The organism is Capnocytophaga sp. FDAARGOS_737, assembly GCF_009730375.1.
GTDB classification, from domain to species: domain Bacteria; phylum Bacteroidota; class Bacteroidia; order Flavobacteriales; family Flavobacteriaceae; genus Capnocytophaga; species Capnocytophaga leadbetteri.
Genome location: NZ_CP046316.1, coordinates 2,528,673 through 2,551,821 on the forward strand (window position 1 = coordinate 2,528,673; position 23,149 = coordinate 2,551,821).

Here is a 23,149-nt window from a genome sequence, read left to right on the forward strand (position 1 = left end):
CCAAAAAAAACTTTGCCAAAGGTCATAACAAATATGCTATAACCTTTGGCAAAGTTAAAATACTAATTGGGTAATTCTCTAAACTTCTACCATCCAGGGTTTTGTCTGTAGCCTACTAACTGAAGTTGGTCGGTAGGTAGCGGATATAAATATTGTTTATCATTCCAAACACGGCCAGTTAGAGGAAGTGAAGGATACATTATCAAATAGTTATTGCTATCTACAGGTAGATTAGCTACTCCCGATCTGGCAGGGTATAGTGCTTTTAGGGCAGGAGTAAGTTTCATACCTCTGATAGTTTTAGGATTTTCTATCAATTTTCCTGCTTTCCAACGCATTATATCATCAAAACGGAAACCTTCTCCTATTAATTCAATACGGCGTTCTCTGCGAATTTCGTATAGTAGAGGGGTTACTGTATAGCCGTAGTTATCGGCATTAGCATCTGCACTCACTGTAGTGGTTAGGTGTGGCATACCCACACGGTCTCTTAGCTTGTTGATGCTGATATCCAAATCACCTTGACTCAAAGTTCCTAATTCATATTTAGCTTCTGCGTAGTTTAACAGTATTTCTGCGTAACGGAATATGAATAAATCCAAATCACTTTGCTGAGCTATCCATTGTTCTGGGTCGCTTGAGCGTCCTTTTATAAACCAATAACCAGAACTTGTTTGTCCACTACCTACAGCAGGTAGGGTTACTACTTGTTGTCTTGTAGGGTCAGGATTTTCTGTCCATACAAATCCTGGGGTAGCAACTGTCTGTGCATAGCGAGGGTCGCGGTTAGCAGCTTCACCTGCAGGAGTGCTATCATCATAAGTAAATGAAGTACCACTAATAGGCTTACCATCAGTAAATAGGTAATTTTCCATAAAGTCTTTGCTACAGCCGGTACTATTTTCACCCGCAGTACGAGTATAACCGTGGGTACCTATCCCTTGTATATAGGTGCGTGCCATTATAGCCTCGCTATTAGTAGAAAGGTCTTTTTGTATAAACAAATTACGATAATCCTTAGTCGGATTTCCAGTGCTGTACACTCTATATCTGCCTGAGTTTATAAGCGCTTGCGAAGCATCTGCTGCTGCTTGTAGCCAGCTTGTCTCATCTCCTAATCCGTGATATTTCCTAAAAGTACCTTCCCATAGCGCTATTCTCGATTTTAGAGCTAAAGCAGCATCTTTATGTAGGCGTCCAGCTTCTGCCGATGCTTTTGCAGGCAAATGTTGTACCGCAAAGTCCAAGTCTTCTAATACTTTCTCCATCACTTGCTTATGTGGCACTCTAGGACCGTAGATAATAGGCGAAGCGTCGTTTACCTTAGTCAAAACCAAAGGCACATCACCAAAGGTCTTTACTTTATCCCAATAGTACAATGCTCTGAAGAAACGCACTTCTGCTGCAAATTGTTCTTTGTGCAAACCTGTTGAGCGGCTGTAGTTGTCTAAGAAAAAGTTACAGTTATAAATACCGTTCCAATCTCCTGTAGACCAACCTCCTCCTGAAGCAGGTACTGTATAGTTTCCTGCCAAAAAGGTATTCACATTTCGGGGCACCATATTGTCAGAGTCGCCATCGTTATAGATAAGAATTTGCACTGGCAAACTACCGTAAAAACGATTGGCAAAAATCTTCAAGTCATTATCTGTGTTGAAGTACCCCTTTTCGTTAAATGAATCAGGTGGATACTTATCCAAAAAATCGTCATTCTTGCAAGCGGTTTGGCTTAAGGTCGCCAACAAAATACCCGCAAATACTATGTGTTTATATAGATTTTTCATTGTTTATGTTTTTTATGTTTAGTACTAAAAACGTGCTTGTAAGCCTAACGTTACGATACGGTTGATAGGATAATCTTGCGATAGCAACTCTGGGTCGTATGATTTAAGTAGCTTAGTCCATTCCCAAAGGTTCTGACCTGTCACAAACAAACGCAAATTGTCTATTCCTATACGGCCCATTACATCTTTCGGTAGTGTATAACCTATAGTTACTTGTTTAAGGCGTATATACGAAGCATCTTGCATATAGCGTGTTTGAGTATTCATATTACCTCCACCAAAACGCAAACGTGGGTAATAAGCATCTCTGTTATCAGGTGTCCAGTGGTCTAACTGATTAGTAGCAGGTACATCCCATTCGTTAGTAAAGCCCCAGAAATAAGCACCTCCAAGTACCGCATCGCGTTTGCCTACTCCTTGGAAGAAGACTGTAAAGTCGATGTTCTTAAACTCACCTCCTAAATTCAAACCAAATGTATAGCGCGCTTGCGAATTACCGATAATTTTTCTATCACCAGGGTTATCTAACGTATTATTACCCCAGTCAATTTTGTTGTTACCATCTAGGTCTTTATACTTCACGTCTCCCGCTAACCATTTGTAGTTCCCTAATTTCGAATTGTCTACAGCAGCTGCTTCAGCGTCTGTTTGATACAAACCTTCTGTTTCATAACCCCAAATTTCTCCTATCTCTCTACCTACGTAGTAATGACCCAAATCGTTAGTAGGGTTAAGATCGTATTTGGTGATAAACGAACGGCTATCTGCTAAGTTGAAAGATACGTTATATTTAAAGTCTTCTCCTATTTTGTCTTTCCATCCTAATACTAACTCAAAACCTTTAGTTTCTAGGTCAGCTGCGTTGCGCTGAGGAGCTCCTGTACCCAATACCGCTGGTAGAGGGATACCACTTACTAACATTCCATTAGTATTACGAATATAGTAGTCAAATGACCCTGTAAGGCGGTTGTCAAAGAAGCCAAAGTCTACCCCAAAGTTACGAGTCGCTACTTCTTCCCAAGTAAAGTTATTACTTACTAAGCCAGGAGCTGAAACGTATGGCAATTGTTGGGTACCAAATATATAACCTGTTTTAGTACCATATCCCATTGTAGGTAGATAAGGGTAAAGTGCTGACACTTGTTGGTTAGGCAGTTTACCGTATGAAGCTCTTAGTTTCAAATCGCTTACAATGGTATTGATAGGTTCAAAGAATTTCTCTTTAGAAATACGCCAACCCAAAGATGCTGACGGACTAAATACATAACGGCTTTCACGGCTAAAGCGTGATGAACCATCATATCTACCATTTACCTCTACCAAATATTTTTGGTCAAATACATAGTTCAATCTGAAGAAAGAACCTATCAATGCCCAATCGCTTATGCCGCTACCTACTGATGGTTTTTCATCGTTGTTAAGTTTCAAAAACGGATAGTCTTGGTTTACTAAGTTTTTAGTCGATACACTGAATGATTCATTGTGTTTTTCTTCTTGGTTGTACCCCACCATTGCCTTTACATAGTGTTTTTCAGCAAAAGTATTTTCGTACTGAGCGTAAATATTGGCTGCCTGATACAAATCGTGACTATTGTTTTCTGACACTCTCGAAGGGTTATTGTGTGGGTAATAACCCAAATCAGTTGCTTTCAGAGGGTCGTAAATGCTTGTGCCATCAGTAGGAGCTCCGTATTCTTTAAATTGCTTTACAAAGCTCTTACCGTTGTAGTGATACGGATTCCAAGTGTAATCACCTACTATTTTCACGTGTTTAATAGGGGTGAGGGTAAAGCCACTAGTTATCCAAATATCATCTGATTTATAAGTGCTTCTACCACCTGTAGCTATTACCGCAAAAGGGTTAGTAAAGTTTCCTTGTCCTGAGAAATGACCATCAGGGTGATATACAGGCATCAATGGTTTTACGTCTGTAGCAAAACGTTCTGGCGAGAAACCTAAACCAACATCTGAAGGCTGGTTGTTATCTTTGTGATTGATGGCAGATTTTAAGTGAAGTGATAACCACTTAGTAATATCAGTATTTAAGCTAAGGGTTACGTTGTAACGTTCAAATTTTTGTTTAGCGGCTTTAAATAGCCCATCTTGGCTAAACATACCTACTGAAGCCAAGTAAGTAGTCTTTTCACTACCTCCTGAAAGAGATACGTTGTGCTGTGCTTGCGGAGCCCAACCTGGGAACATCTCTTTCACCCAATTGGTATTGCCCACATATCTGTATTTTTTAGGGTCATTAGGGTCAGGATATACTGAATTGGCAGGAGTCGGATTGTTCAAATAAGCCTGTGCTTTTTCAAGGTCTGTTTGAGTGAAGTTTTGAGACCCTGTTCTACCTCCTGATATTCTTCCTGTATTATCTGCCTCCATATACATTTTTAGATAGTCTACAGAGTTTACTAAGTCAGGCAATCTGGTAGGTCTTGTGATAGAGTAGTCGGTAGAGATATTTATCTGCATAGGAGTACTCTTTTTACCTTTTTTAGTAGTGATAAGCACCACCCCAAAAGCAGCACGTCCTCCGTAAATAGCCGCTGAAGCAGCATCTTTTAGTACAGTTACGTTCTCTACATCATTAGGGTTGATTTGGTTAGGGTCCATTTGTACTCCATCTACTAACACTAATGGCGAACCACCGTTAATAGAGGTAAAACCCCTAATATTAAATGAAGAGCCAGCCCCTGGACGACCGTTAGAAGTGCTGATGTTCAAGTTCGGAATAACCCCTTGTAGTCCTTGTCCTATAGTAGTAAGCGGACGGCTTTCAAGTACTTTAGCATCTACAGTCGCTATAGCTCCTGTTAAGTTTTCCTTTTTCTGAGTACCATACCCTACAACCACTACTTCAGTAAGTTCTTGGGTACTTTCTTTTAGTACTACACTAAGTGAGTAACTTTTACCCCCCCCCTACAACTTTTTTAGTTTGGGTAGTATAGCCTACTGAACTAAATTCAAGTACATCACCGGCTTTAGCCTGCAATTCATACTTACCATCAATGTCAGTCGAGGTACCGTGGGTAGTGCCTTTCACCACTACTGAAACCCCTGGCATCGGTAGTTTGCTTTCATCAGTAACTGTCCCTTTTACTGATATGGTTTGCGCTAAAGCTGCACTAAAACAGCAACCTAACACAAACCAAATGACTGTTAAAAATTTTACTTTCATAAGTTTGGTTTTATTAAAAATGAAATTACGGCGGTAAAAGTACGCCCCTTTTTTTATATAAGCAAATATTTTGTTAATTATTTTATTTCATTTAACAAAATAAATTCTTAACAAATTGAAATACAATTAAAATCCGAAAGTAAAATAGAAAATTTAGAAGGTGTAAAAATTAAAAAAACGAAGAGAACAATATAAGAAGAGTAAACGATGAGCGAAGGATAAGCGAACAATGAGCGAACGATAACTGAACGATAACCGAATAATTCTCCCACCAGTCTCACCTGTCCCACTCGTCCCACCTGTCTCACTCGTCCCACTCGTCCCACTTGTCCCACTCGTCCCACTTGTCCCACTCGTCCCACTTGTCCCACTCGTCCCACTTGTCCCACTCGTCCCACTTGTCCCACTCGTCCCACTCGTCCCACTTGTCCCACTCGTCCCACTTGTCCCACTCGTCTCACCTGTCTCACTCGTCCCACTCGTCCCACTCGTCCCACTCGTCTCTCAATCCTCCTAGCCCTCTCAATCCTCCCAGCCCTCTCACTTGTCTCACCTGTCTCACCTGTCCCATAATCGCCCGTGCGGCTCGCACTCCCACTCGTCTCCCAATCCTCCCAGCCCTCTCAGCCGTCCCACAATTGCCCGTGCGGCTCGCACTCCAAATTAAATTTTGCCAATTCAAAAAATAGTAGTACCTTTGCATCGATATAAAAAGAGAAAGGCAGCAGGAGTTGCCGCTCCCACTGCCTGCCCATTAATAAGTAATTTTAATGAGGAATTTCTTTTTAGAAATTCTTATCAAAATCTTAATGAGCTTGAAGCTAAAGTTGAGGTTTACCTTCATTTTTCTCATTTTATATCGCAAAACACCTGCCCGTCTTGCATTGGCACCTTTGGCTTTCAAAGGTGCTGCAAAGGTAGGATACGCTAATGGCTTTAGCAAAATTTTAACATCAAAAATTAAGGTTGCTTGCATCTGCAAGCAACCTTTTTCAATTTACTAATTCGCTCATTTGCTAATTTCCTAATTTGCTAATTTCCTAATTTCTGCAAGCTCTTCTTTCAGGTGCGCTACATCAGCTTCCAGCTCAGCTATTTTTTGGTAGTTCGTCACAGGGTCGAGGAACTCAAACGAAAGATGCATCTTACACTCCCATATCTCCTTCACATCTTCTATATGTATAGATAGGTGCGGATAGTCGCGGTTGTCCGACTTGCAATACAGCGTACCATACTTACTGATGCTATTCACCACGCGCTTCACTATCACCCCATCATTAGCCGTCACCACCACACACACGCGGTTGTTAGAGAGCATATCCCAATCTTCAACAAACTTCCCCACCACATAACTACTGTCTTGCAAGGTAGGATACATCGACAGACCGCTCACCTGAAACATACGGTAAGTACCGTTTTGCATAGTAGGCAGGCTATAGGTAGGTAGCTGCTCTATGAAGCGCTCATCGTCATACCCATTCAGGTACCCCGCTTGCGCACGCACAGGCACTAACGGAATGCGGTCATTATCGCGGTCATCTACCACTATCACCTTAGGCACCAAACTGCGGCCCTCCACCTTTATAGGTTTAATAATCTCCACTCGGGGCAACAATGGCAAAGCACCCCCCGACTTTAGCATTTCGCCTTTTCCGGTGATAAGCCATTCCACATTCAGTTTAGGGTATTTCTCTAAAATCGTATTGAGTTTGTCAATGCCAATATTCTTCGAGATGCTATTGATGTAGCCATTCGAGGCGTTTATTTCCTTCTCAAAAGCCGAAACTGTAAGGTTTTGAGCTTCTATAAATTGTTTTATTCTTTCTTTTACATTCATATACAAACACTTAAATGCTATTAGCGCACTTTTTAGAGAATTTCTTTTATAAAAATTTGCACAATAGAGAATATCTCTATACTTTTGCCTTGTAAAAAAGAGGGGACAAAAAGTTGCGACAAAAATACAAAACAATTGATAATTAACAACTAAATAAGATAAACAACAATGAAATCAACAAAAAAAACAAGCAAGAGCTATCAAGTCGAGAGGATGTTGATAGAGAGTCACCATTCGCGTCAGCAGAACTTAGCGCTGCGGGACAGAGCGGTGATAGAAGAGTTTAACCGCCACGATGCCCGCTACATCCCCATCACCGTGATATGGCGCGAATTCATTCACCCCAAATTTTTCATCTCCCGACAGACTTTATACAGAATACTCAACCGATGCACTGATTAATGATTTTTTTATATTCTATGAAATCCAGCAGGGGCAGCTGCCAATTGACAAATCGGCAAATTGGCAAATTGACAAATCGCCAAATTATTTTTTGTATTTAAAAAAAAGTTCGTACCTTTACCGAAATTTTAGTACAGCTTTTTATAACCCGACAAATTAAATTAAAAAAATAGTAAGAATTATGACAAAATTTAGAACTGAGTCTGACCTTATTGGCGACTTACAAGTGCCTGCAGAGGCATACTACGGAGTGCAAACCCAACGTGCTATCGAAAACTTCCGTATTACCGGAACTAAAATGGGTGACTATCCTGAGTTCGTAAAAGCCATCGGCTACGTGAAGTTAGCAGCGGCACAAACCAATCACGAACTTGGACTTCTCCCTGACAACCTCCTAAAACCTATCAGCCAAGCCTGCGAAGAGGTGATAAGCGGCAAGTTCGACCATCAGTTTTTGGTTGATATGATTCAAGGGGGGGCAGGTACCTCAGTAAATATGAATGCTAATGAGGTCATTGCCAACCGCGCGTTAGAGATTATGGGCTACGGACGTGGCGAATACCAACACTGCTCGCCTAACGACCACGTAAACCAGTCGCAATCTACTAACGATGCCTACCCTACTACCGTGAAGTTGGCTGTTATCAAGATGAACGAAAAGCTCATCGAACGCCTATCATTGCTCATCGAGGCATTCCGTCAAAAAGGAAAAGAGTTTGCCGATGTAATAAAGATGGGGCGCACCCAGCTACAAGATGCGGTACCTATGACTTTAGGACAAGAGTTTGAAGCCTTTGCTGCCAACCTCGAAGAGGAAATCGCACGCCTACAAAGCAACGCCAAACTTTTCTTAGAAATCAATATGGGTGGTACAGCTATTGGTACAGGGCTCAATGCTCCTAAAGGCTATGCACAGCTATGCGCTCAGAAGTTAGCGACTCTCACAGGCGAAAAATTTGTTACAGCAGCCAACCTTGTAGAAGCTACCCCCGACACAGGTTCGTATGTCATTTACTCTTCTGCCCTAAAACGTATGGCGGTGAAACTATCAAAAATATGCAACGACTTGCGTTTGCTCTCTTCAGGACCTCGTGCAGGTTTAAACGAAATCAACTTGCCTAAGATGCAGCCAGGGTCATCAATTATGCCAGGCAAGGTAAATCCTGTGATTCCCGAGGTAGTAAACCAAGTGTGCTTCAAGGTGATAGGCAACGACCTAACGGTTACCTTTGCAGCCGAAGCCGGACAGTTACAGCTCAATGTAATGGAGCCGGTGCTTTGCCAATGTATTATCGAGTCAATCGTATTCTTAGAACGTGCTATCGACACCTTGCGCACTAAGTGTATAGAGGGCATCACTGCCAACCGCGAAGTGTGTCTCAATATGGTGAAACACAGTATAGGTATTGTTACGGCGCTCAACCCACATATTGGGTATAAGAACAGCAGCAAGATAGCCAAAGAAGCGTTAGAGAGCGGCAAGTCAGTATACAACTTAGTCCTTGAGCACAAACTGCTATCTAAAGAAGAACTTGACAGAATCTTAGACCCCAAAAATATGATTTAATCAGATCTTTAGTGATGAATCGTTAGTCGTTAGCAGTCAGCATTCTAACGACTAACGACTCGTTACTAACTACTAATTCAAAATTTTCTTCTCCGTTTTATAAAATTTGGAACGATTTTGGCTGTGTATTTTTACGCATAAGAATCTTAATGTATCTTTTTTATGAAACGCTTATTATTAGTAAGTTTGCTATTTTCGATTTTGCTTACCGCTTGTTCTAATAGCAAGGGGGGCGAAACCTATCTGCCTGCCTCGGTAGGCCCTATTAACAGCTTAGCTGTAGTTATTGATAACGACCTGTGGGAAGGGTCAGTTGGCGACACTATACGCCGCTACTTCGCTGCCCCTATCGACGGACTTCCTAATGAAGAACCCACCTTCTCCCTTCACCAAGTGCCTCCCCAAGTATTCGAGGGCAACACGCGCAACAGCCGCAATGTGCTGATAGTCAGCCGTGGCAACCAGCCACAAGGCGCTATTAAAGAGAATGTGTATGCTAAACCTCAGGTAGTAGCTGTTATCGAGGCTAAGAAAGTACGCGACATCGCCTGCAAGATAGAGGAGTACCACCGCCTATTTATCAATGCTTTTAAAGAAAACGAATTAGCCGAAACGCGTCATCGTTTTCAGAAATCGCTCAATACCGAAACCGAATACACACAGGCACTGGGGGTAAAGCTACAGATGCCTTCTTTCTACAAAATAGTAAAACACGAAAACAATTTCTTCTGGATAGAGCGCCCTATCAAAGGGGGTCGTGCAAGTGTTATCCTTTACGAAATGCCGCTTAAGAGCATTCCCACTGACGAAGAGGGGCGCGCTAAGGCGATTGTAAAAATGCGCGACTCAATAGGCGAAAAGTACATCCCCGGACCTGAAAAAGGAATGTATATGGTTACTGAAACTTATTTAGCACCTAGCGTAAGCGAAGTAAAGATAAAGAACCATTTTGCTTTAGAGAGCAAAGGCTTGTGGGAGGTAAAAGGTTTTGCTTTAGGCGGCCCTTATATCAACTATATTATTGAGGACAAGGCTAAGAACCGCCTATTAGTTGCCGAGGGCTTTCTGTATGCGCCAGGCGTATCAAAACGCGATGTACTATTTGAGCTCGAAGCCATTATCAAATCAATCAGCTTTAATGATTAACAGCTATTTGGTAATTAAAAAAAATAATGTACTTTTGCACTATAAAATGATTTTGACATACAACCAATAAAAGTTATAACTCCCTCATTCCCCCTTTGGAGGGGGCAGGGGGAGGTCAAAAAAGAACCACCAATGCCAAACATTATACCTTATAACCCTAAACTCAGAGAGTTTGCTCGATATTTACGCAATAACAGTACTTTATCTGAAGTACTTTTATGGAAAGAAATCAAAAACAAAGCTTTAGGAGTAGAATTTAAGCGACAAGTACCTATATTAGATTACATAGTTGATTTTTATTGCCAAGAATTGAAGTTAGCTGTTGAAGTAGATGGTCATATACACGATTTTAGGTATGTAGAAGATAAAGTTCGGCAAGAGCAAATAGAGCAATGGGGAATAACTTTTATTCGTTTTTCAAATGAAGATATTAAAACAAATATGTTCAGTGTAGTACTCTCTTTAGAAAGTAAAATAGACGAACTAAAAAAGACAAACTTTTCTGAGGAATAGGCAGCTAACACTTTTACTCAGTTATAAAAATCAAAAAGTATAACAATTAACAACATAAAATATATGAATATTTTTTTAGGAATGGTAGGGCCTTGGCAAGTAGTGATTATTGTAGCCCTTATATTATTGCTTTTCGGGGGCAAGAAAATCCCTGAATTAATGCGTGGTTTAGGCACAGGCATCCGCGAGTTCAAAGACGCCACTAAAGACCCTGCTAAAGACAACGAACGTATTGGCAAACCAGAAGACGAACAAATCAACAAATCTGCTAATTAACAAATTGGCAAATCGACAAATTGGCAAATCGACAAATTAACATTATGCTTTTAACAACAACACCTACAATCGAAGGACATCCTATTAAGCAATATTTAGGCATCGTTACTGGCGAGACCATCATCGGGGCGAATGCTATTAAGGATTTTATGGCGGGGCTTACCGACTTTTTCGGCGGACGCTCTACTACCTACGAAAAAGTACTTATCGAAGGCAAAGAAACTGCTTTAAAAGAATTACAACAGCGTGCTGCTGCCCTCGGTGCTAATGCAGTAGTGGGTATCGACCTCGATTACGAAACCGTAGGGGCTAATGGGGGTATGCTAATGGTTACTGCCAGTGGCACAGCCGTACAAGTATAATTAGCTCATCTACGAATTGGCAAATCAACAAATCGACAAATCAGCTAATTGGCTAACCAGCAAATTGCTCTCTTGGTACGCTACGGCTAAGCGCGACTTGCCGTGGCGTGGCACAACCGACCCCTATAAAGTCTGGCTCTCCGAGATTATCCTCCAGCAAACGCGCGTAGTACAAGGGCTCCCTTATTACGAGCGATTTATCACTCATTTCCCTACCGTATCCGATTTAGCAAAGGCTTCCGAAGAAGAGGTGCTAAAGCTATGGCAAGGTTTGGGCTACTACTCACGCGCTAAGAATCTACATCATACCGCTCAGCACATAGCCACAGTGCTGGGGGGTGTTTTCCCTAAAAGTTATCAAGAACTCGTAAAGCTCAAAGGCATAGGCGATTACACTGCCAGTGCCATTGCTTCTTTCTGCTATAACGAGCCTTGTGCAGTAGTCGATGGCAATGTATATCGCGTATTATCACGCCTCTTTGGGGTGCAGACACCTATCAACACCCCTGCAGCAGCCAAAGAGTTCAAAGCCTTAGCTAATGAGTTGTTAGACAAGCCTCGGGCAGGCGAATACAACCAAGCTATTATGGAGTTTGGCGCAATCGTCTGCACTCCCCAGTCACCCGACTGTGCTAACTGCGTATTGCGCGACAACTGTTGGGCTTGGGCGCATAATCAGGTAGGTGTTTTGCCTGCCAAACTCAAGAAAATCAAGATAAAACAGCGTTACTTCAACTACCTCGTATGGCTGAGTGCCGATCAGCAAACCCTCCTTCAGAAACGAGAAGGCAAAGATATATGGCACGGACTCTACGAATTTCCGCTTATCGAAACCTCTACGCCCCTCTCTGCTGCTGCCCTTACTGAGCAGCTAAGAGAGCAGCACCCCCTCATCACTCCTTATTTGTATAACGAAAGCCCTGTTGTGCATAAGCTCACGCACCAGCACATACACACCTCGTTTTGGGTACTTACCACCCACTCTCCACTCGAAAAAGGCATATCTATCAGCCAGTTAGAGCGCTATCCTGTGTCAGCTCTTACCGCAAACTTTATTAAAAACTTTTGGAAGTTATAAAAAAAATCGTACTTTTGTAACATCTTTTAACCCCATAACCCAATTTACCAATGAACGGATATGTAAATAAAGTTATCCTTGTCGGACGCATAGGCGAGGCAATAAAGCTAACCTATTTTAGCGAAGGCAATTGCGTAGGTCAGTTCAGACTCGCTACCCACGAAGAGTATACTAACCGCAATACTAATGAGCGCGTAGAGCACACTGAGTGGCACAATATAGTGGTACGCAATAAGCTGGCTGAAGCCATAGAAAAGTACACCCAAAAAGGCGACCTTATCTATTTAGAAGGACAGTTGCGTACCCGCTCTTGGCAAGCCGAAGACGGCAGTCCTCGCTACATTACCGAGGTAGTAGTAAGCGATATGAATCTGCTGCCCAATATGCGCGCCCCTAAAACTGCTACCCCACCGGTAGCTGGCACCCTTACTACTCAATCGTCGCCTGAGTTAGATGCTAATGGAGTGCCGTTTTAATGTATAACGAAATTCTTTTATTTTGGAAACAGAACCCCTCTCGGCATCGTTGCTGATGCCCTTTTTAACCGTAGATATTGCGCTGATAGTACAATTTGCTATTTTTTGCTTACTGCTGCTCTGCTCTGCTATCATCTCTGGCTCTGAAGTGGCCTTATTTTCGCTCTCGCCTACTGAAATAGACGAGCTGAAAGAAGACCACAATTCTGCCAATAACCTGATAGCCAAAATGGTAGAAAACCCTAAAAAGCTGTTGGCTACCGTACTCATCGCTAATAACTTGGTCAATATCTCTATAGTGCTTATCTCACCAGAGCTGACCAACTTTGCCTTCGGAGGCATCAAAAACCCTATATTGCGCGATGTGATGGATATTGGGTTGGTAACCTTTGTATTGTTGCTCTGCGGCGAGATACTGCCCAAGATTTACGCCAATCGCAACAACTTGGCTTTCGCTAAGAGAGTGGCCTACTTCATCTATATACTCGATACCGTTTTCACCCCTATCAGCCTACCGATGAAGTCTTTCACCGTATGGATTCAAAAGCGATTAGGCAAAACCAAGAGCAATATATCAGTTGGGCAACTTTCGCAAGCCTTAGAATTGGCATCAGAAGAGGATACTACCAATGAGGAAAAGAAGCTATTAGAGAGTATTGTATCGTTTGGCAATACCGAAACCTGCGAAGTGATGGTGCCCCGCGTAGATATTTTTGCTCTTAGCGAGGATACCCCTTTTAGCGAAGTGTTGAGCGAGATAGTAAAAATAGGCTATTCGCGCATACCCGTATACCGCGAAAATTTAGACAATATTACAGGGGTTATCTATATCAAAGACCTATTGCCTTATATCGAAAAACCTGATTTTCAATGGACTAAGGTAATGCGAAAAGCTTTCTTCGTGCCTGAAAACAAGAAGTTAGACGATTTGCTCAGCGAGTTCCAAGAAAAGAAAATACACTTAGCCGTAGTGGTAGACGAGTATGGCGGCACTTGTGGTATCATCACTTTAGAAGATATTATGGAGGAAATAGTAGGTAGCATCAATGATGAGTTCGATGATGATGATGTTACATACTCTAAGATTAATGATCACACCTATATTTTTGAAGGCAAGACTGTGTTAAAAGATTTTTACCGCATCGTAAAGATGGACGATGAAAACATCTTGCTTTTTGATGAAAAAAGAGGAGAAGCAGAGACCTTAGCAGGCTTTTTGCTCGAAATATCAGGCAACTTCCCTCAAAAAGGCAAACCTATTGTGTTTCACAACTATAGTTTCACCGTAGAAGCCTTCGACAAACACCGAATAAAGGAAATCAAAGTAAAAATTAACAGTTAATTGACGTGAAGTATTCAAAAATTATAGAAGCAGCCTATAAAACAGTAATGGAAGCTGAGAATGTAGGCACTGTACCTACTTATATCCCCGAATTGGCTCAAGTAGACCCTAATAAGTTTGGGGTGTATTTCTACAGCCTCAACAAGCAATCCTTTGGCATAGGCGATTGCGACGAGAAGTTTTCGTGCCAAAGTATCTCAAAAGTGTTAGCGTTGTGCTTAGCTTATAGCATCATAGGCGACAAACTCTGGAAACGCGTAGATGTAGAACCTTCGGGCACTTCGTTTAACTCGCTCGTGCAATTAGAGGCTGACAATGGTATTCCGCGCAATCCGCTTATCAATGCAGGAGCCATAGTTGTATGCGACATTTTGCTATCTATTTTAGAAGATGCCGAAGCCGATTTCCTTACTTTCGTCCGCGATTTGGCAAATGATGAGTCAGTAAACTATTCTATCAGAGTAGCCGAGTCTGAAAAATCAGTAGGGTATAGAAATTTTGCGCTATGCTATTACATCAAATCGTTAGGAAATATAGAAAATGACCCTATAGAGGTACTTAACTTCTACTTCAAACTCTGTTCGTTAGAACTCAGTTGCAAGTCTTTAGCCTATATATTTTCATTTTTAGCCAATGATGGTATTCGTATGCACGACCGCGTACAGATACTCACCGACACTTGTACTAAGCGGGTAAATGCAATTATGCAAACCTGCGGTTTTTATGACGAGTCGGGTGAATTTGCTTTCAAGGTAGGCTTACCGGGCAAGAGTGGTGTGGGCGGAGGCATCGTAGCTTTATTGCCTAACCACTACAGCATAGCCGTGTGGAGCCCTAAGCTAAATAACAAAGGCAACTCATACCGCGGAATGCTATTTTTAGAGGAATTTACCGCCCAAACCCATACCTCAATTTTTTAATCCGTAAATCTTATCGATTTGCTAATTAGCTAATTATTTGTATCTTTGCCGCCCAAAAACACACACTCTAATGACTATAGAAGCAATACAAAACCAGATAATAGAAGAGTTTTCACTCTTTGAAGATTGGATGCAGCGATATGAATATATGATTGAGTTGGGCAAGTCGCTGCCCCTAATAGCAGAACAGTACAAAACTGATGATTATCTTATCAAAGGGTGCCAAAGTCAAGTATGGCTACACGCTGACTACCAAGAGGGTAAGATATTCTTTACGGCCGATAGCGATGCCATTATCACCAAAGGTATTGTAGCCTTATTGGTGCGCGTGTATTCAGGTCACACCCCCGAAGAGATTTTAGCGGCTAAAACTGACTTTATCGACCAAATAGGACTCAAAGAACACTTATCGCCCACCCGTGCTAACGGATTGGTGAGTATGCTCGAGCAGATGAGGCGATACGCCCTGTTACAAGCAAAAAAATAAGGACATAAATCTATAAACAAATGGCTGAAGAGACCACAAATACTCAAAAAATAATAGACACTGAAGTACTCGGCGAGAAAATCGTAGAAGTGCTTAAAACAATATACGACCCCGAAATACCTGTAGATATCTACGAATTAGGCTTAGTATATGATGTATTCGTAAATGAAGACTGCGATGTGAAGATACTTATGACTCTCACCTCGCCTAACTGCCCTGTAGCCGATGCACTCCCTATGGAGGTAAAAGAAAAGGTACAGAGCATTGATGATGTTCACGAAACCATTGTTGAACTCACTTTCGACCCGCCTTGGCATCAGGATATGATGAGCGAGGTAGCGAAACTCGAACTCGGATTTTTGTAAACTAATTAATAAATCACTTATGAAAAAACTTTTATTCTCAGCATTATTACTTTCTGCTGTATCAATGGGTTTTGCCCAAGAAGAGAGCACCGATGGAGTTGCTCAAGACCCTACTGTAGCCCCTGAGCAAGAAGCTCCTGCTACCCCTCGTTGGACAAAAGGAGGCAATGCCTCATTAATGTTTTCGCAAGCTGCCTTCAATAACGATTGGACTGGAGGGGGTACTAACAACGTAGCAGCAAGCCTTGCTGTTAGCTATGCATTCAACTATAAGAAAGACCGTTTAGCTTGGGATAACAACCTATACATCGATTATGGTCTTACTAAGTTAGAAGGCGATGAATTCACTCGCAAAACAACAGACCGTTTTGAAGTAAACTCTGTACTTGGTTATCAGATGACCAATCCAGAGTGGTTCTACTCATTCTTCTTCAACTTCAAAACCCAAATGACCGATGGTTATAAGTACACTTCTGGCACTCAGCGCGACCTTATAAACCAATTGCTTTCACCAGGGTATGTACAATTTGGTCCTGGTATCTTGTGGAAGAAAAGCGACAACCTAAAAGTGAATATCGCTCCTGCAACTTCTAAAATTACTACTGCTAGAAGTAGATGGACGCAAGCTGGTAGTTTCTACGGAGTAGAGAAAGGTAAAACAATACGCTATGAGCTCGGTTTCTCACTTAGTGGCTATGCTAAATTCAATGTAATGGACAATGTTTCATTTGAAAACATACTATCATTGTATAGCAACTACCTTGATAAACCTCAAAACATAGATATTGACTACACTGCCAACTTAGTGATGACTATCAACAAATATCTATCGGCAAACTTCACTTTCCAAGCTATCTATGATGATAATGCCGCTAAAGCCTTCCAAATACGCGAAGTATTAGGTTTAGGAGTAACTTACAAATTTTAAACATTTAGTAAATTTAATAATTAATAAATTAGCCCATTAACAGACGCGATTGTCTGTTAATGGGCTAATTTGTTAATATACTGACAAATAAGTAAGCAATCCTTAATAATATATTATTTTTTCGTAAAAAACTTTTGCGAATATCAAAAAATTATTTTAATTTTACGGCGAAATTAAGTTTGACTTACTCAAAAGCCTTACTCAATGACTTTTCCATAAGCCAAAAAAATACCACCACTATGATCGACCCACTTTTATTACCCTACCTCAGCATTATAGAGGATAGAAAAAAACACTTTACTGCCACCGCACGCACTATGCAAGGCGATGCCGCCCGATTGGCAGATAACTGCAACTCTCACCTGTACTACGGCTTACATTTTGAAGCTAACGAATGGGTGTTGCGCGAGTGGGCTCCTAACGCAACGGCTATATACCTCCTTTTTGAAGGTAATGACTGGCAAAAAAACAATCACTTCTCATTTAAAAAACTCAACAACGAAAATTGGGAACTACGGCTCCCCGCACATCTTTTGCACCACCAAATGCTCTACAAACTGTTAGTAGAGTGGGACGGCGGTAGCGGTGAGCGGTTGCCTTCGCATACCCTACGCGCAGTACAAGACGATTATACTAAAGTATTTACTGCACAAGTATGGCAACCCCCTGTACCCTACCAATGGAAGCACTCTCGCCCCAATACTACCGAACCGCCCCTTATCTATGAGGCGCATATAGGTATGAGTACTGAGCATCAGCGCGTGAGCACCTTTGTGGAGTTTCGTCTATACGTATTGCCTCGTATCGCTGATTTAGGCTATAATACAATACAGCTAATGGCTATACAAGAGCACCCTTACTACGGGTCGTTTGGCTATCAGGTAGCCAATTTCTTTGCAGTGAGTTCACGCTTTGGCACCCCTGAAGAGCTCAAAGAGCTTATCGACACGGCACACGGCTTAGGCATACGCGTAATTTTAGACCTTGTGCATTCGCATTCGGTAAGCAATGAGGTAGAAGGGCTCAGTTATTTTGACGGTACTGATTATTTGTACTTCCATAGTGGTGAGCGCGGCAAACACCCTGCGTGGGACTCTCGCTGTTTCGACTACGGCAAGCCCCAAGTACTCAACTTCTTGCTCTCTAACTGCAAGTATTGGCTTGAAGAATACCAGTTTGACGGCTTCCGCTTCGATGGAGTAACCAGTATGCTCTATTACGACCACGGACTTGGCAAAGCATTTACTAACTATAGTTTTTATTATGACGGTAATGAAGATGTAGAGGCAATAACCTACTTAACGCTTGCCAACTTAGTCACACATCAGCTCTATCCTCAAGCTATTACCATAGCCGAAGAGATGAGCGGTATGCCAGGGTTAGCCTCACCTATAACCGAAGGGGGTATGGGCTTCGATTTCAAGATGAGTATGGGCATACCCGACTATTGGATTAAGTTGCTAAAAGAAGTACCCGATGAACAATGGCACGTAGGCGATATTTATTATGAACTGACCAACAAACGCGCCGAAGAACGTACCATAAGCTACGCCGAAAGTCACGATCAAGCTCTCGTGGGCGATAAGACCATATTTTTCCGTATGACCGACAAGGAGGTCTACACCGGTATGAGCGTGTTCGACCACAATCTCATCATCGACCGTGCAATGGCTCTACATAAAATGATACGCCTCGTAACGTTAGGCACTGCCGGCGGAGGCTATCTAAACTTTATGGGGAATGAATGGGGGCACCCCGAGTGGATTGACTTCCCTCGCGAGGGCAACGGCTGGAGTTACGCCCACGCACGCCGCCTCTGGAGTTTGGTTGATGACCCCAACTTAAAATTTAAGTATCTGAACGCTTTCGACCGCGAAATGATACACCTAATAGCACGCAGCCGCCTATTGACCTACGAACCCCGTGTATTAGTACGCGACATCGAGCGGCAAATACTCGTATTCGAGCGTGGCAACTATCTATTCGTATTCAGTTTTAACCCTACCACCTCATATAGCGACTATCCGTTTGAGGTGCGTGCCGGCAAGTACCTAACCGTACTAAGTACTGACAACCCCGCTTTTGCAGGAGCTAACCGCATAGATGAGAGCATCGAGCACTTTACCCAGTACTTAGAGAAGAAGAACCTATTATCGCTGTATATACCAGCGAGAATTGCAATGGTGCTAAAAATTGACAATTGACAAAGGTTATGTAAATAGTACCTCACGTCTTGAGAAAAACATTATAAAACTTAAAAAACTCATCAGTATATTGTTAGATACTATTTATCGTGATAATATTTACTTGATAAGCCCTATAATTAATTGGACATTAATTGATGGGGTAAATAGACACTTTAGAGATAATTACAACAAAGTATTACCCACCTTACAGATGAAAGATTTGAAATCATTGATTTACCATCTAATCAATTAACAAGTGAGTAACAGTTTTTTAGACAAGAGCTCTAATATTTTATATATTTTTTCACAGATCTAAGTAAGCAAAAAACAAGAAAATGGAAATCATAAGTTCAAAAAACCAACAACTCATCAAAGATTTATGTGATTGGAAAATCAATAGAGAAAAGTTTATAGAAAAAACTGCTTTTAAAGCTAATTATGAGCAGTTAAGATATTTATTGTTGAGTGTTAGTGTTAAGGATTATCTAGACGAAAATGATTATAATCAGTATTTTGATACCATTCTTTGGGAATTACCTAATAGTATGAGTAAAGAAGAAGATGAAGCTTTATTTCAAGAGTTTTTGTTATGTAATTTTCACTCTGAACACGAGAATATGGCAAGTGCTTTTCAGTCGACTTTTAACAATAATATAGAAAACATTCTTATCTTACTAAAAGCAATAGACAATGTTCCCAAATATTTAGAGCCTGAAGATTTTAAATACCCTTATGTAAGAAAAATCATTTATGCTATAGGTGCCCAGCCACAACCTGAGAGTTTTTTAGCTTTAGAGCAATTAGTTTCTCAGACTAACGATGTAGAAATAAAAAAACTAGCCTTACACCAGCTTGAGAAACGAAAAGAATTAGGGCGATGGGAGTATGAAAGAAGTAAATAATAAGTTATAAACTTAGTCAAAAGTTTAAAACTTTAACTATCTCTAAAACATAATAACGCGTATTATACTACAACCTAATTATTATTAATTATCAATTGTTATGTATTTATCATTCAAAAAAGACCAACTTATCAATCTAGAGTACTCTCTTAGCAGAGAGTTCTTAGGTACCAACCGCGGTGGAGGCTACTGCTCCTCTACCCTTGTATTTTGCAACACCCGTAAATACCACGGGTTATTAGTAGTGCCTATCGAAAAATTTAGAGGCAAAAACTATGTAATGCTTTCATCACTCGATGAGACTATCATACAGCACGGACGTGATTTCAACTTTGGGGTACATAAGTACGAGGGTACTTATGAGCCACGCGGACATAAGTATATCGTAGATATTTCGTACGAAAAAGCTTTTACCGTTACCTACCAAGTAGGCGGGGTATTGCTAAAGAAAGAAATACTAATGATGCACAACGCTCCACAAGTATTGGTGCGCTATACACTACTCGAGGCTCACTCAGCTACCAAGTTGCGCTTAAACCCTCTTTTGGCTTTCCGCGATATACACTCACTCAGCAAACAAAACCCTGTAGCTAGCACCCAACCTGAAGCTGCTGATAACGGCATACGTGCCCGCCTATACCCTGAGTTTCCATACCTATATATGCAGTTTAGCAAAAAAGTTGACTTTATAAACAACGCGTATTGGAATAACAATATCTATTACACTAAAGAGAAAGAACGCGGCTATGACTATCAGGAAGATTTGCTAAGTATTGGTTATTTTGAAGTGAGCCTAAAGAAGGGCGAAAGCATCGTCTTTTCTGCCAGCATTGAAGAGGCTGAAAGCAAAACCCTCGAAAAGAATTTCAACAAATATCTAAAAGAACGCAGTGAGCGCAACTCAGCTCAAGAATGCCTACAGTACAGTGCAGCCCAATTCTTGATACACAAGGCAGGCGAAACACGCATCAAAGCAGGATATCACTGGTTTGACAGCAACACCCGCGATACCTTTATCTCTCTACCGGGTATTGCTCTTTCTGGCAATACAGCCAAGATATTCGATGAGGTGCTTACCTCTGCTTGCAAGTATTTTTATGAGGGACTTTTCGCTCGCGACATTAGTACCCACGTCACCAATCCTGTGTTTGATGCCGATACCTCATTGTGGTTCTTCTGGACGCTTCAGCAATACGAAAAAGAAACCAATAAGACCAAAAAACAACTGTGGAAAGAATATGGCGAACTGCTGAAAGCTATCCTACAAACCTACCGCAGCCGCAAGCACAAAACAATGTGTATGGACGACAACGGACTGATATGGAGTGATAACCTAAGTCGCCCCCTTACGTGGTTTGACGCTGAGGGCAATTACGGAGCTATCGTACCTAGAAATGGATATGTGGTAGAAGTAAACGCGCTATGGTACAATGCTGTATGCTATGCCATTGCAATGGCTGATGAGGCTAAAGACAAAGCTTTTTTGAGCGAATGGGCTACCCTACCGGCTACTATAGCCGAAAGTTTCAACCAGACTTTCTGGTATGAAGCTGAATCTTACTTAGCTGACTATGCTAACCACACTCATCAAAACACTGAAGTACGTCCTAACCAGCTATTGGCTTGTGCGCTTAACTACTCGCCTCTTACTGAAAAAAGACAACGCAAGGTGTTAAAGATCATCACCCAAGAGCTCCTTACCCCTCGTGGTTTGCGCACGCTATCACCTGAGAGCCCACGTTATGAAGGCGAAGGTGTAGGCCCCGTATACGTACGCGATAAGGCAACTTTCAACGGGTCGGCACACCCTTGGTTGATAGGTTTTTATATAGAAGCCAACTTAAAGCTCTACGGCGATGCTTACATACCTGATGCTGAAAGTATCCTCGCTGACTTCGAAGAAGAACTCAACGACCACGGAGTAGGCTGTATTTCGGCTATCTATGACGGCAATCCACCATTCCAATCAAGAGGATGTATCTCTAAAGCTAAGAATGTATCAGAGATTTTAAGGGCACAATGGCTGCTAAAAGGTAATAAATAACTCAGAATTTAAACCCTTCGAAATCGAGGGGTTTAGAAAAATCAATAAAAGCGTATGAAGAATGCAAGAGTATTAATGTTTGGTTGGGAATTCCCCCCACACATCAGTGGAGGGTTAGGAACAGCTTGCCTCGGTATAGCTCAGGGGTTAGCCAAAAATGGTGTACAAGTACTATTTGTAATGCCTAAAGCCTCAGGTGATGAGGATAGTAGTGTGGCAAAGATTATCAATGCCAGCGATGTAGAAATGCTTCAGAACACCGAGAAGATAGAAGAGTTCTGGAAACATATCAATTTTATGGAGATAGGCTCTAACCTTGTGCCTTATCTCGACCCCGAAACCTTTGCTCGCGAGCGCGACCGCTACCTCAAAGAAGGCGAAAACCGTGAACGCATCAGCTACCATAATAAATTTCAGTTTTCGGGCAAATATGGGGCTAACCTAATGGAAGAGGTATATCGTTATGCCTTAGTAGCTGGTACAGTAGCCAAAAACCACGATTTTGATGTAATTCACGCCCACGACTGGCTAACCTATAGTGCAGGTATCATCGCTAAAAAAATATCAGGAAAACCGCTAATAGTACACGTACACGCTACCGAATACGACCGCGGAGGTGAGTTTAACCGCAATACCTTAGTGTACGACATCGAAAAACGAGGTATGGAAGCTGCCGACAGGGTAGTAACAGTAAGCAACTGGACGCGCAATATTGTTATAGAAAAATATGGTATCCCTGCTGAAAAAGTTATCACAGTGCATAATGCAGTAGACTTTAAAACCGACACCGAAGACCGTGAGGAACGCGGCATCAAAGATAAAATCGTAACTTTCTTAGGGCGCATCACCCTACAAAAAGGGCCTGAGTACTTTGTAGAAGCCGCTGCCAAAGTGATGAAACGCCTGCCTAATGTACGCTTTGTGATGGCAGGTAGCGGTGAGAAGATGAACCCTTTAGTACGCCGTGTAGCCCAATTGGGTTTAGGCACACGTTTCCACTTCACAGGCTTCTTGCGCGGCAACGATGTACAACGTATGTTCCGCTATAGCGATGTGTATGTGATGCCTTCTGTATCTGAACCCTTTGGTATTTCGCCCTTAGAGGCAATGCGCTCTGGGGTGCCCACCATCATCTCTAAACAATCGGGAGTAGCCGAAGTACTCCACCACGCTATAAAAGTAGATTATTGGGATATCAACGCCCTCTCCGATGCGATATACGGCGTATTGGCTTACCCCACCCTATCTAACTTTATGCAACGCGAAGGTTATGAAGAGGTAAACCAACTAAAATGGGAAACTGCCTCGCTGAAACTCAAAAAAATCTACGAATCTTTAATGTAAAACCACCAT

General features: G+C 41.8%; 22 protein-coding genes. 16 read left to right on the forward strand and 6 right to left on the reverse strand.

The features are described 5' to 3' along the window. Positions 1–86: 86 nt before the first annotated feature. The 6 genes from FOC45_RS11345 to FOC45_RS11365 form a co-directional block, all read right to left on the reverse strand. Complete coding sequence (locus FOC45_RS11345) at positions 87–1,784, reverse strand: RagB/SusD family nutrient uptake outer membrane protein (protein ID WP_009390059.1); 1,698 nt, start codon at positions 1,782–1,784, stop codon at positions 87–89. 24 nt (positions 1,785–1,808) lie between these two features. Continuing rightward, positions 1,809–4,640: a TonB-dependent receptor gene (locus FOC45_RS11350; RefSeq protein ID WP_009390058.1), complete on the reverse strand. Its 2,832-nt coding sequence runs from the start codon at positions 4,638–4,640 to the stop codon at positions 1,809–1,811. A 55-nt stretch (positions 4,641–4,695) separates the two neighbouring features. Next, complete coding sequence (locus FOC45_RS12140; RefSeq protein ID WP_009390057.1) at positions 4,696–4,965, reverse strand: carboxypeptidase-like regulatory domain-containing protein; 270 nt, start codon at positions 4,963–4,965, stop codon at positions 4,696–4,698. Between the two features lie 107 nt (positions 4,966–5,072). Then, complete coding sequence (locus FOC45_RS12025) at positions 5,073–5,462, reverse strand: hypothetical protein (RefSeq protein ID WP_196774059.1); 390 nt, start codon at positions 5,460–5,462, stop codon at positions 5,073–5,075. Beyond that, positions 5,432–5,563 (reverse strand): hypothetical protein, encoded by a 132-nt coding sequence (locus tag FOC45_RS12190; RefSeq protein WP_255488582.1) that lies wholly within the window; start codon positions 5,561–5,563, stop codon positions 5,432–5,434. Before FOC45_RS12190 ends, FOC45_RS12025 begins: the two co-directional genes overlap by 31 nt. Positions 5,564–5,989: 426 nt before the next feature. Further along, positions 5,990–6,802: a S24 family peptidase gene (locus FOC45_RS11365; RefSeq protein ID WP_009390054.1), complete on the reverse strand. Its 813-nt coding sequence runs from the start codon at positions 6,800–6,802 to the stop codon at positions 5,990–5,992. Positions 6,803–7,385: 583 nt separating this feature from the next. On the opposite strand from FOC45_RS11365, the gene aspA reads away from it, so the two are divergent. From aspA to FOC45_RS11445, 16 genes are all read left to right on the forward strand, one after another. Next, entirely contained in the window at positions 7,386–8,771 is a 1,386-nt protein-coding gene (gene aspA, locus FOC45_RS11370) for an aspartate ammonia-lyase (protein WP_009390052.1), read from the forward strand. A 162-nt stretch (positions 8,772–8,933) separates the two neighbouring features. Continuing rightward, complete coding sequence (locus FOC45_RS11375; RefSeq protein WP_009390051.1) at positions 8,934–9,917, forward strand: DUF4837 family protein; 984 nt, start codon at positions 8,934–8,936, stop codon at positions 9,915–9,917. A 132-nt stretch (positions 9,918–10,049) separates the two neighbouring features. Then, positions 10,050–10,430: an endonuclease domain-containing protein gene (locus tag FOC45_RS11380; protein ID WP_009390049.1), complete on the forward strand. Its 381-nt coding sequence runs from the start codon at positions 10,050–10,052 to the stop codon at positions 10,428–10,430. A 63-nt stretch (positions 10,431–10,493) separates the two neighbouring features. Continuing rightward, on the forward strand, positions 10,494–10,706 hold the full coding sequence (locus FOC45_RS11385; protein WP_009390048.1) for a twin-arginine translocase TatA/TatE family subunit: 213 nt from the start codon (positions 10,494–10,496) through the stop codon (positions 10,704–10,706). 44 nt (positions 10,707–10,750) lie between these two features. Next, positions 10,751–11,068, forward strand: a complete 318-nt coding sequence (locus FOC45_RS11390; RefSeq protein WP_009390047.1) for a YbjQ family protein — start codon at positions 10,751–10,753, stop codon at positions 11,066–11,068. A 16-nt stretch (positions 11,069–11,084) separates the two neighbouring features. Next, the gene (gene mutY / locus FOC45_RS11395; RefSeq protein WP_009390046.1) at positions 11,085–12,146 is read left to right on the forward strand and encodes an A/G-specific adenine glycosylase; all 1,062 of its coding nucleotides are present in this window, start codon (positions 11,085–11,087) and stop codon (positions 12,144–12,146) included. A 50-nt stretch (positions 12,147–12,196) separates the two neighbouring features. Then, on the forward strand, positions 12,197–12,622 hold the full coding sequence (locus FOC45_RS11400; protein WP_009390042.1) for a single-stranded DNA-binding protein: 426 nt from the start codon (positions 12,197–12,199) through the stop codon (positions 12,620–12,622). A gap of 55 nt (positions 12,623–12,677) precedes the next feature. Next, positions 12,678–13,964, forward strand: coding sequence for a gliding motility-associated protein GldE (locus tag FOC45_RS11405; protein WP_009390039.1), 1,287 nt, complete (start codon positions 12,678–12,680; stop codon positions 13,962–13,964). Positions 13,965–13,969: 5 nt separating this feature from the next. Continuing rightward, positions 13,970–14,884: a glutaminase gene (locus tag FOC45_RS11410; RefSeq protein ID WP_009390037.1), complete on the forward strand. Its 915-nt coding sequence runs from the start codon at positions 13,970–13,972 to the stop codon at positions 14,882–14,884. Between the two features lie 70 nt (positions 14,885–14,954). Continuing rightward, positions 14,955–15,371, forward strand: a complete 417-nt coding sequence (locus tag FOC45_RS11415; protein WP_009390036.1) for a SufE family protein — start codon at positions 14,955–14,957, stop codon at positions 15,369–15,371. A 20-nt stretch (positions 15,372–15,391) separates the two neighbouring features. Beyond that, on the forward strand, positions 15,392–15,736 hold the full coding sequence (locus FOC45_RS11420) for an iron-sulfur cluster assembly protein (RefSeq protein ID WP_009390034.1): 345 nt from the start codon (positions 15,392–15,394) through the stop codon (positions 15,734–15,736). Positions 15,737–15,755: 19 nt separating this feature from the next. After that, positions 15,756–16,664 carry a DUF3078 domain-containing protein gene (locus tag FOC45_RS11425; RefSeq protein WP_009390032.1) on the forward strand — a complete coding sequence of 303 codons (909 nt, stop codon included), beginning with the start codon at positions 15,756–15,758 and terminating at the stop codon, positions 16,662–16,664. Positions 16,665–16,903: 239 nt separating this feature from the next. Continuing rightward, positions 16,904–18,868 (forward strand): alpha-amylase family glycosyl hydrolase, encoded by a 1,965-nt coding sequence (locus tag FOC45_RS11430; protein WP_009390030.1) that lies wholly within the window; start codon positions 16,904–16,906, stop codon positions 18,866–18,868. A gap of 317 nt (positions 18,869–19,185) precedes the next feature. Continuing rightward, positions 19,186–19,752 (forward strand): hypothetical protein, encoded by a 567-nt coding sequence (locus FOC45_RS11435; RefSeq protein ID WP_009390029.1) that lies wholly within the window; start codon positions 19,186–19,188, stop codon positions 19,750–19,752. Positions 19,753–19,852: 100 nt separating this feature from the next. Then, complete coding sequence (locus FOC45_RS11440) at positions 19,853–21,796, forward strand: glycogen debranching enzyme N-terminal domain-containing protein (RefSeq protein WP_009390015.1); 1,944 nt, start codon at positions 19,853–19,855, stop codon at positions 21,794–21,796. Between the two features lie 54 nt (positions 21,797–21,850). Next, positions 21,851–23,140, forward strand: coding sequence for a glycosyltransferase family 4 protein (locus FOC45_RS11445; RefSeq protein WP_009390013.1), 1,290 nt, complete (start codon positions 21,851–21,853; stop codon positions 23,138–23,140). Positions 23,141–23,149: the final 9 nt, after the last annotated feature.

Excerpts from the sequence above, each read along its gene's own strand:
- FOC45_RS11375 (WP_009390051.1), top strand. The coding sequence starts at position 8,934 with ATGAAACGCTTATTATTAGTAAGTTTGCTATTTTCGATTTTGCTTACC.
- FOC45_RS11405 (WP_009390039.1), top strand. The coding sequence starts at position 12,678 with ATGCCCTTTTTAACCGTAGATATTGCGCTGATAGTACAATTTGCTATT.
- FOC45_RS11425 (WP_009390032.1), top strand. The coding sequence starts at position 15,756 with ATGAAAAAACTTTTATTCTCAGCATTATTACTTTCTGCTGTATCAATG.
- FOC45_RS11365 (WP_009390054.1), bottom strand. The coding sequence starts at position 6,802 with ATGAATGTAAAAGAAAGAATAAAACAATTTATAGAAGCTCAAAACCTT.
- FOC45_RS12140 (WP_009390057.1), bottom strand. The coding sequence starts at position 4,965 with ATGAAAGTAAAATTTTTAACAGTCATTTGGTTTGTGTTAGGTTGCTGT.
- aspA (WP_009390052.1), top strand. The coding sequence starts at position 7,386 with ATGACAAAATTTAGAACTGAGTCTGACCTTATTGGCGACTTACAAGTG.
- FOC45_RS11390 (WP_009390047.1), top strand. The coding sequence starts at position 10,751 with ATGCTTTTAACAACAACACCTACAATCGAAGGACATCCTATTAAGCAA.
- FOC45_RS11430 (WP_009390030.1), top strand. The coding sequence starts at position 16,904 with ATGATCGACCCACTTTTATTACCCTACCTCAGCATTATAGAGGATAGA.
- FOC45_RS11385 (WP_009390048.1), top strand. The coding sequence starts at position 10,494 with ATGAATATTTTTTTAGGAATGGTAGGGCCTTGGCAAGTAGTGATTATT.
- FOC45_RS11400 (WP_009390042.1), top strand. The coding sequence starts at position 12,197 with ATGAACGGATATGTAAATAAAGTTATCCTTGTCGGACGCATAGGCGAG.
- FOC45_RS11435 (WP_009390029.1), top strand. The coding sequence starts at position 19,186 with ATGGAAATCATAAGTTCAAAAAACCAACAACTCATCAAAGATTTATGT.
- FOC45_RS11420 (WP_009390034.1), top strand. The coding sequence starts at position 15,392 with ATGGCTGAAGAGACCACAAATACTCAAAAAATAATAGACACTGAAGTA.
- FOC45_RS11415 (WP_009390036.1), top strand. The coding sequence starts at position 14,955 with ATGACTATAGAAGCAATACAAAACCAGATAATAGAAGAGTTTTCACTC.
- FOC45_RS11445 (WP_009390013.1), top strand. The coding sequence starts at position 21,851 with ATGAAGAATGCAAGAGTATTAATGTTTGGTTGGGAATTCCCCCCACAC.
- FOC45_RS11345 (WP_009390059.1), bottom strand. The coding sequence starts at position 1,784 with ATGAAAAATCTATATAAACACATAGTATTTGCGGGTATTTTGTTGGCG.
- FOC45_RS11380 (WP_009390049.1), top strand. The coding sequence starts at position 10,050 with ATGCCAAACATTATACCTTATAACCCTAAACTCAGAGAGTTTGCTCGA.
- FOC45_RS11440 (WP_009390015.1), top strand. The coding sequence starts at position 19,853 with ATGTATTTATCATTCAAAAAAGACCAACTTATCAATCTAGAGTACTCT.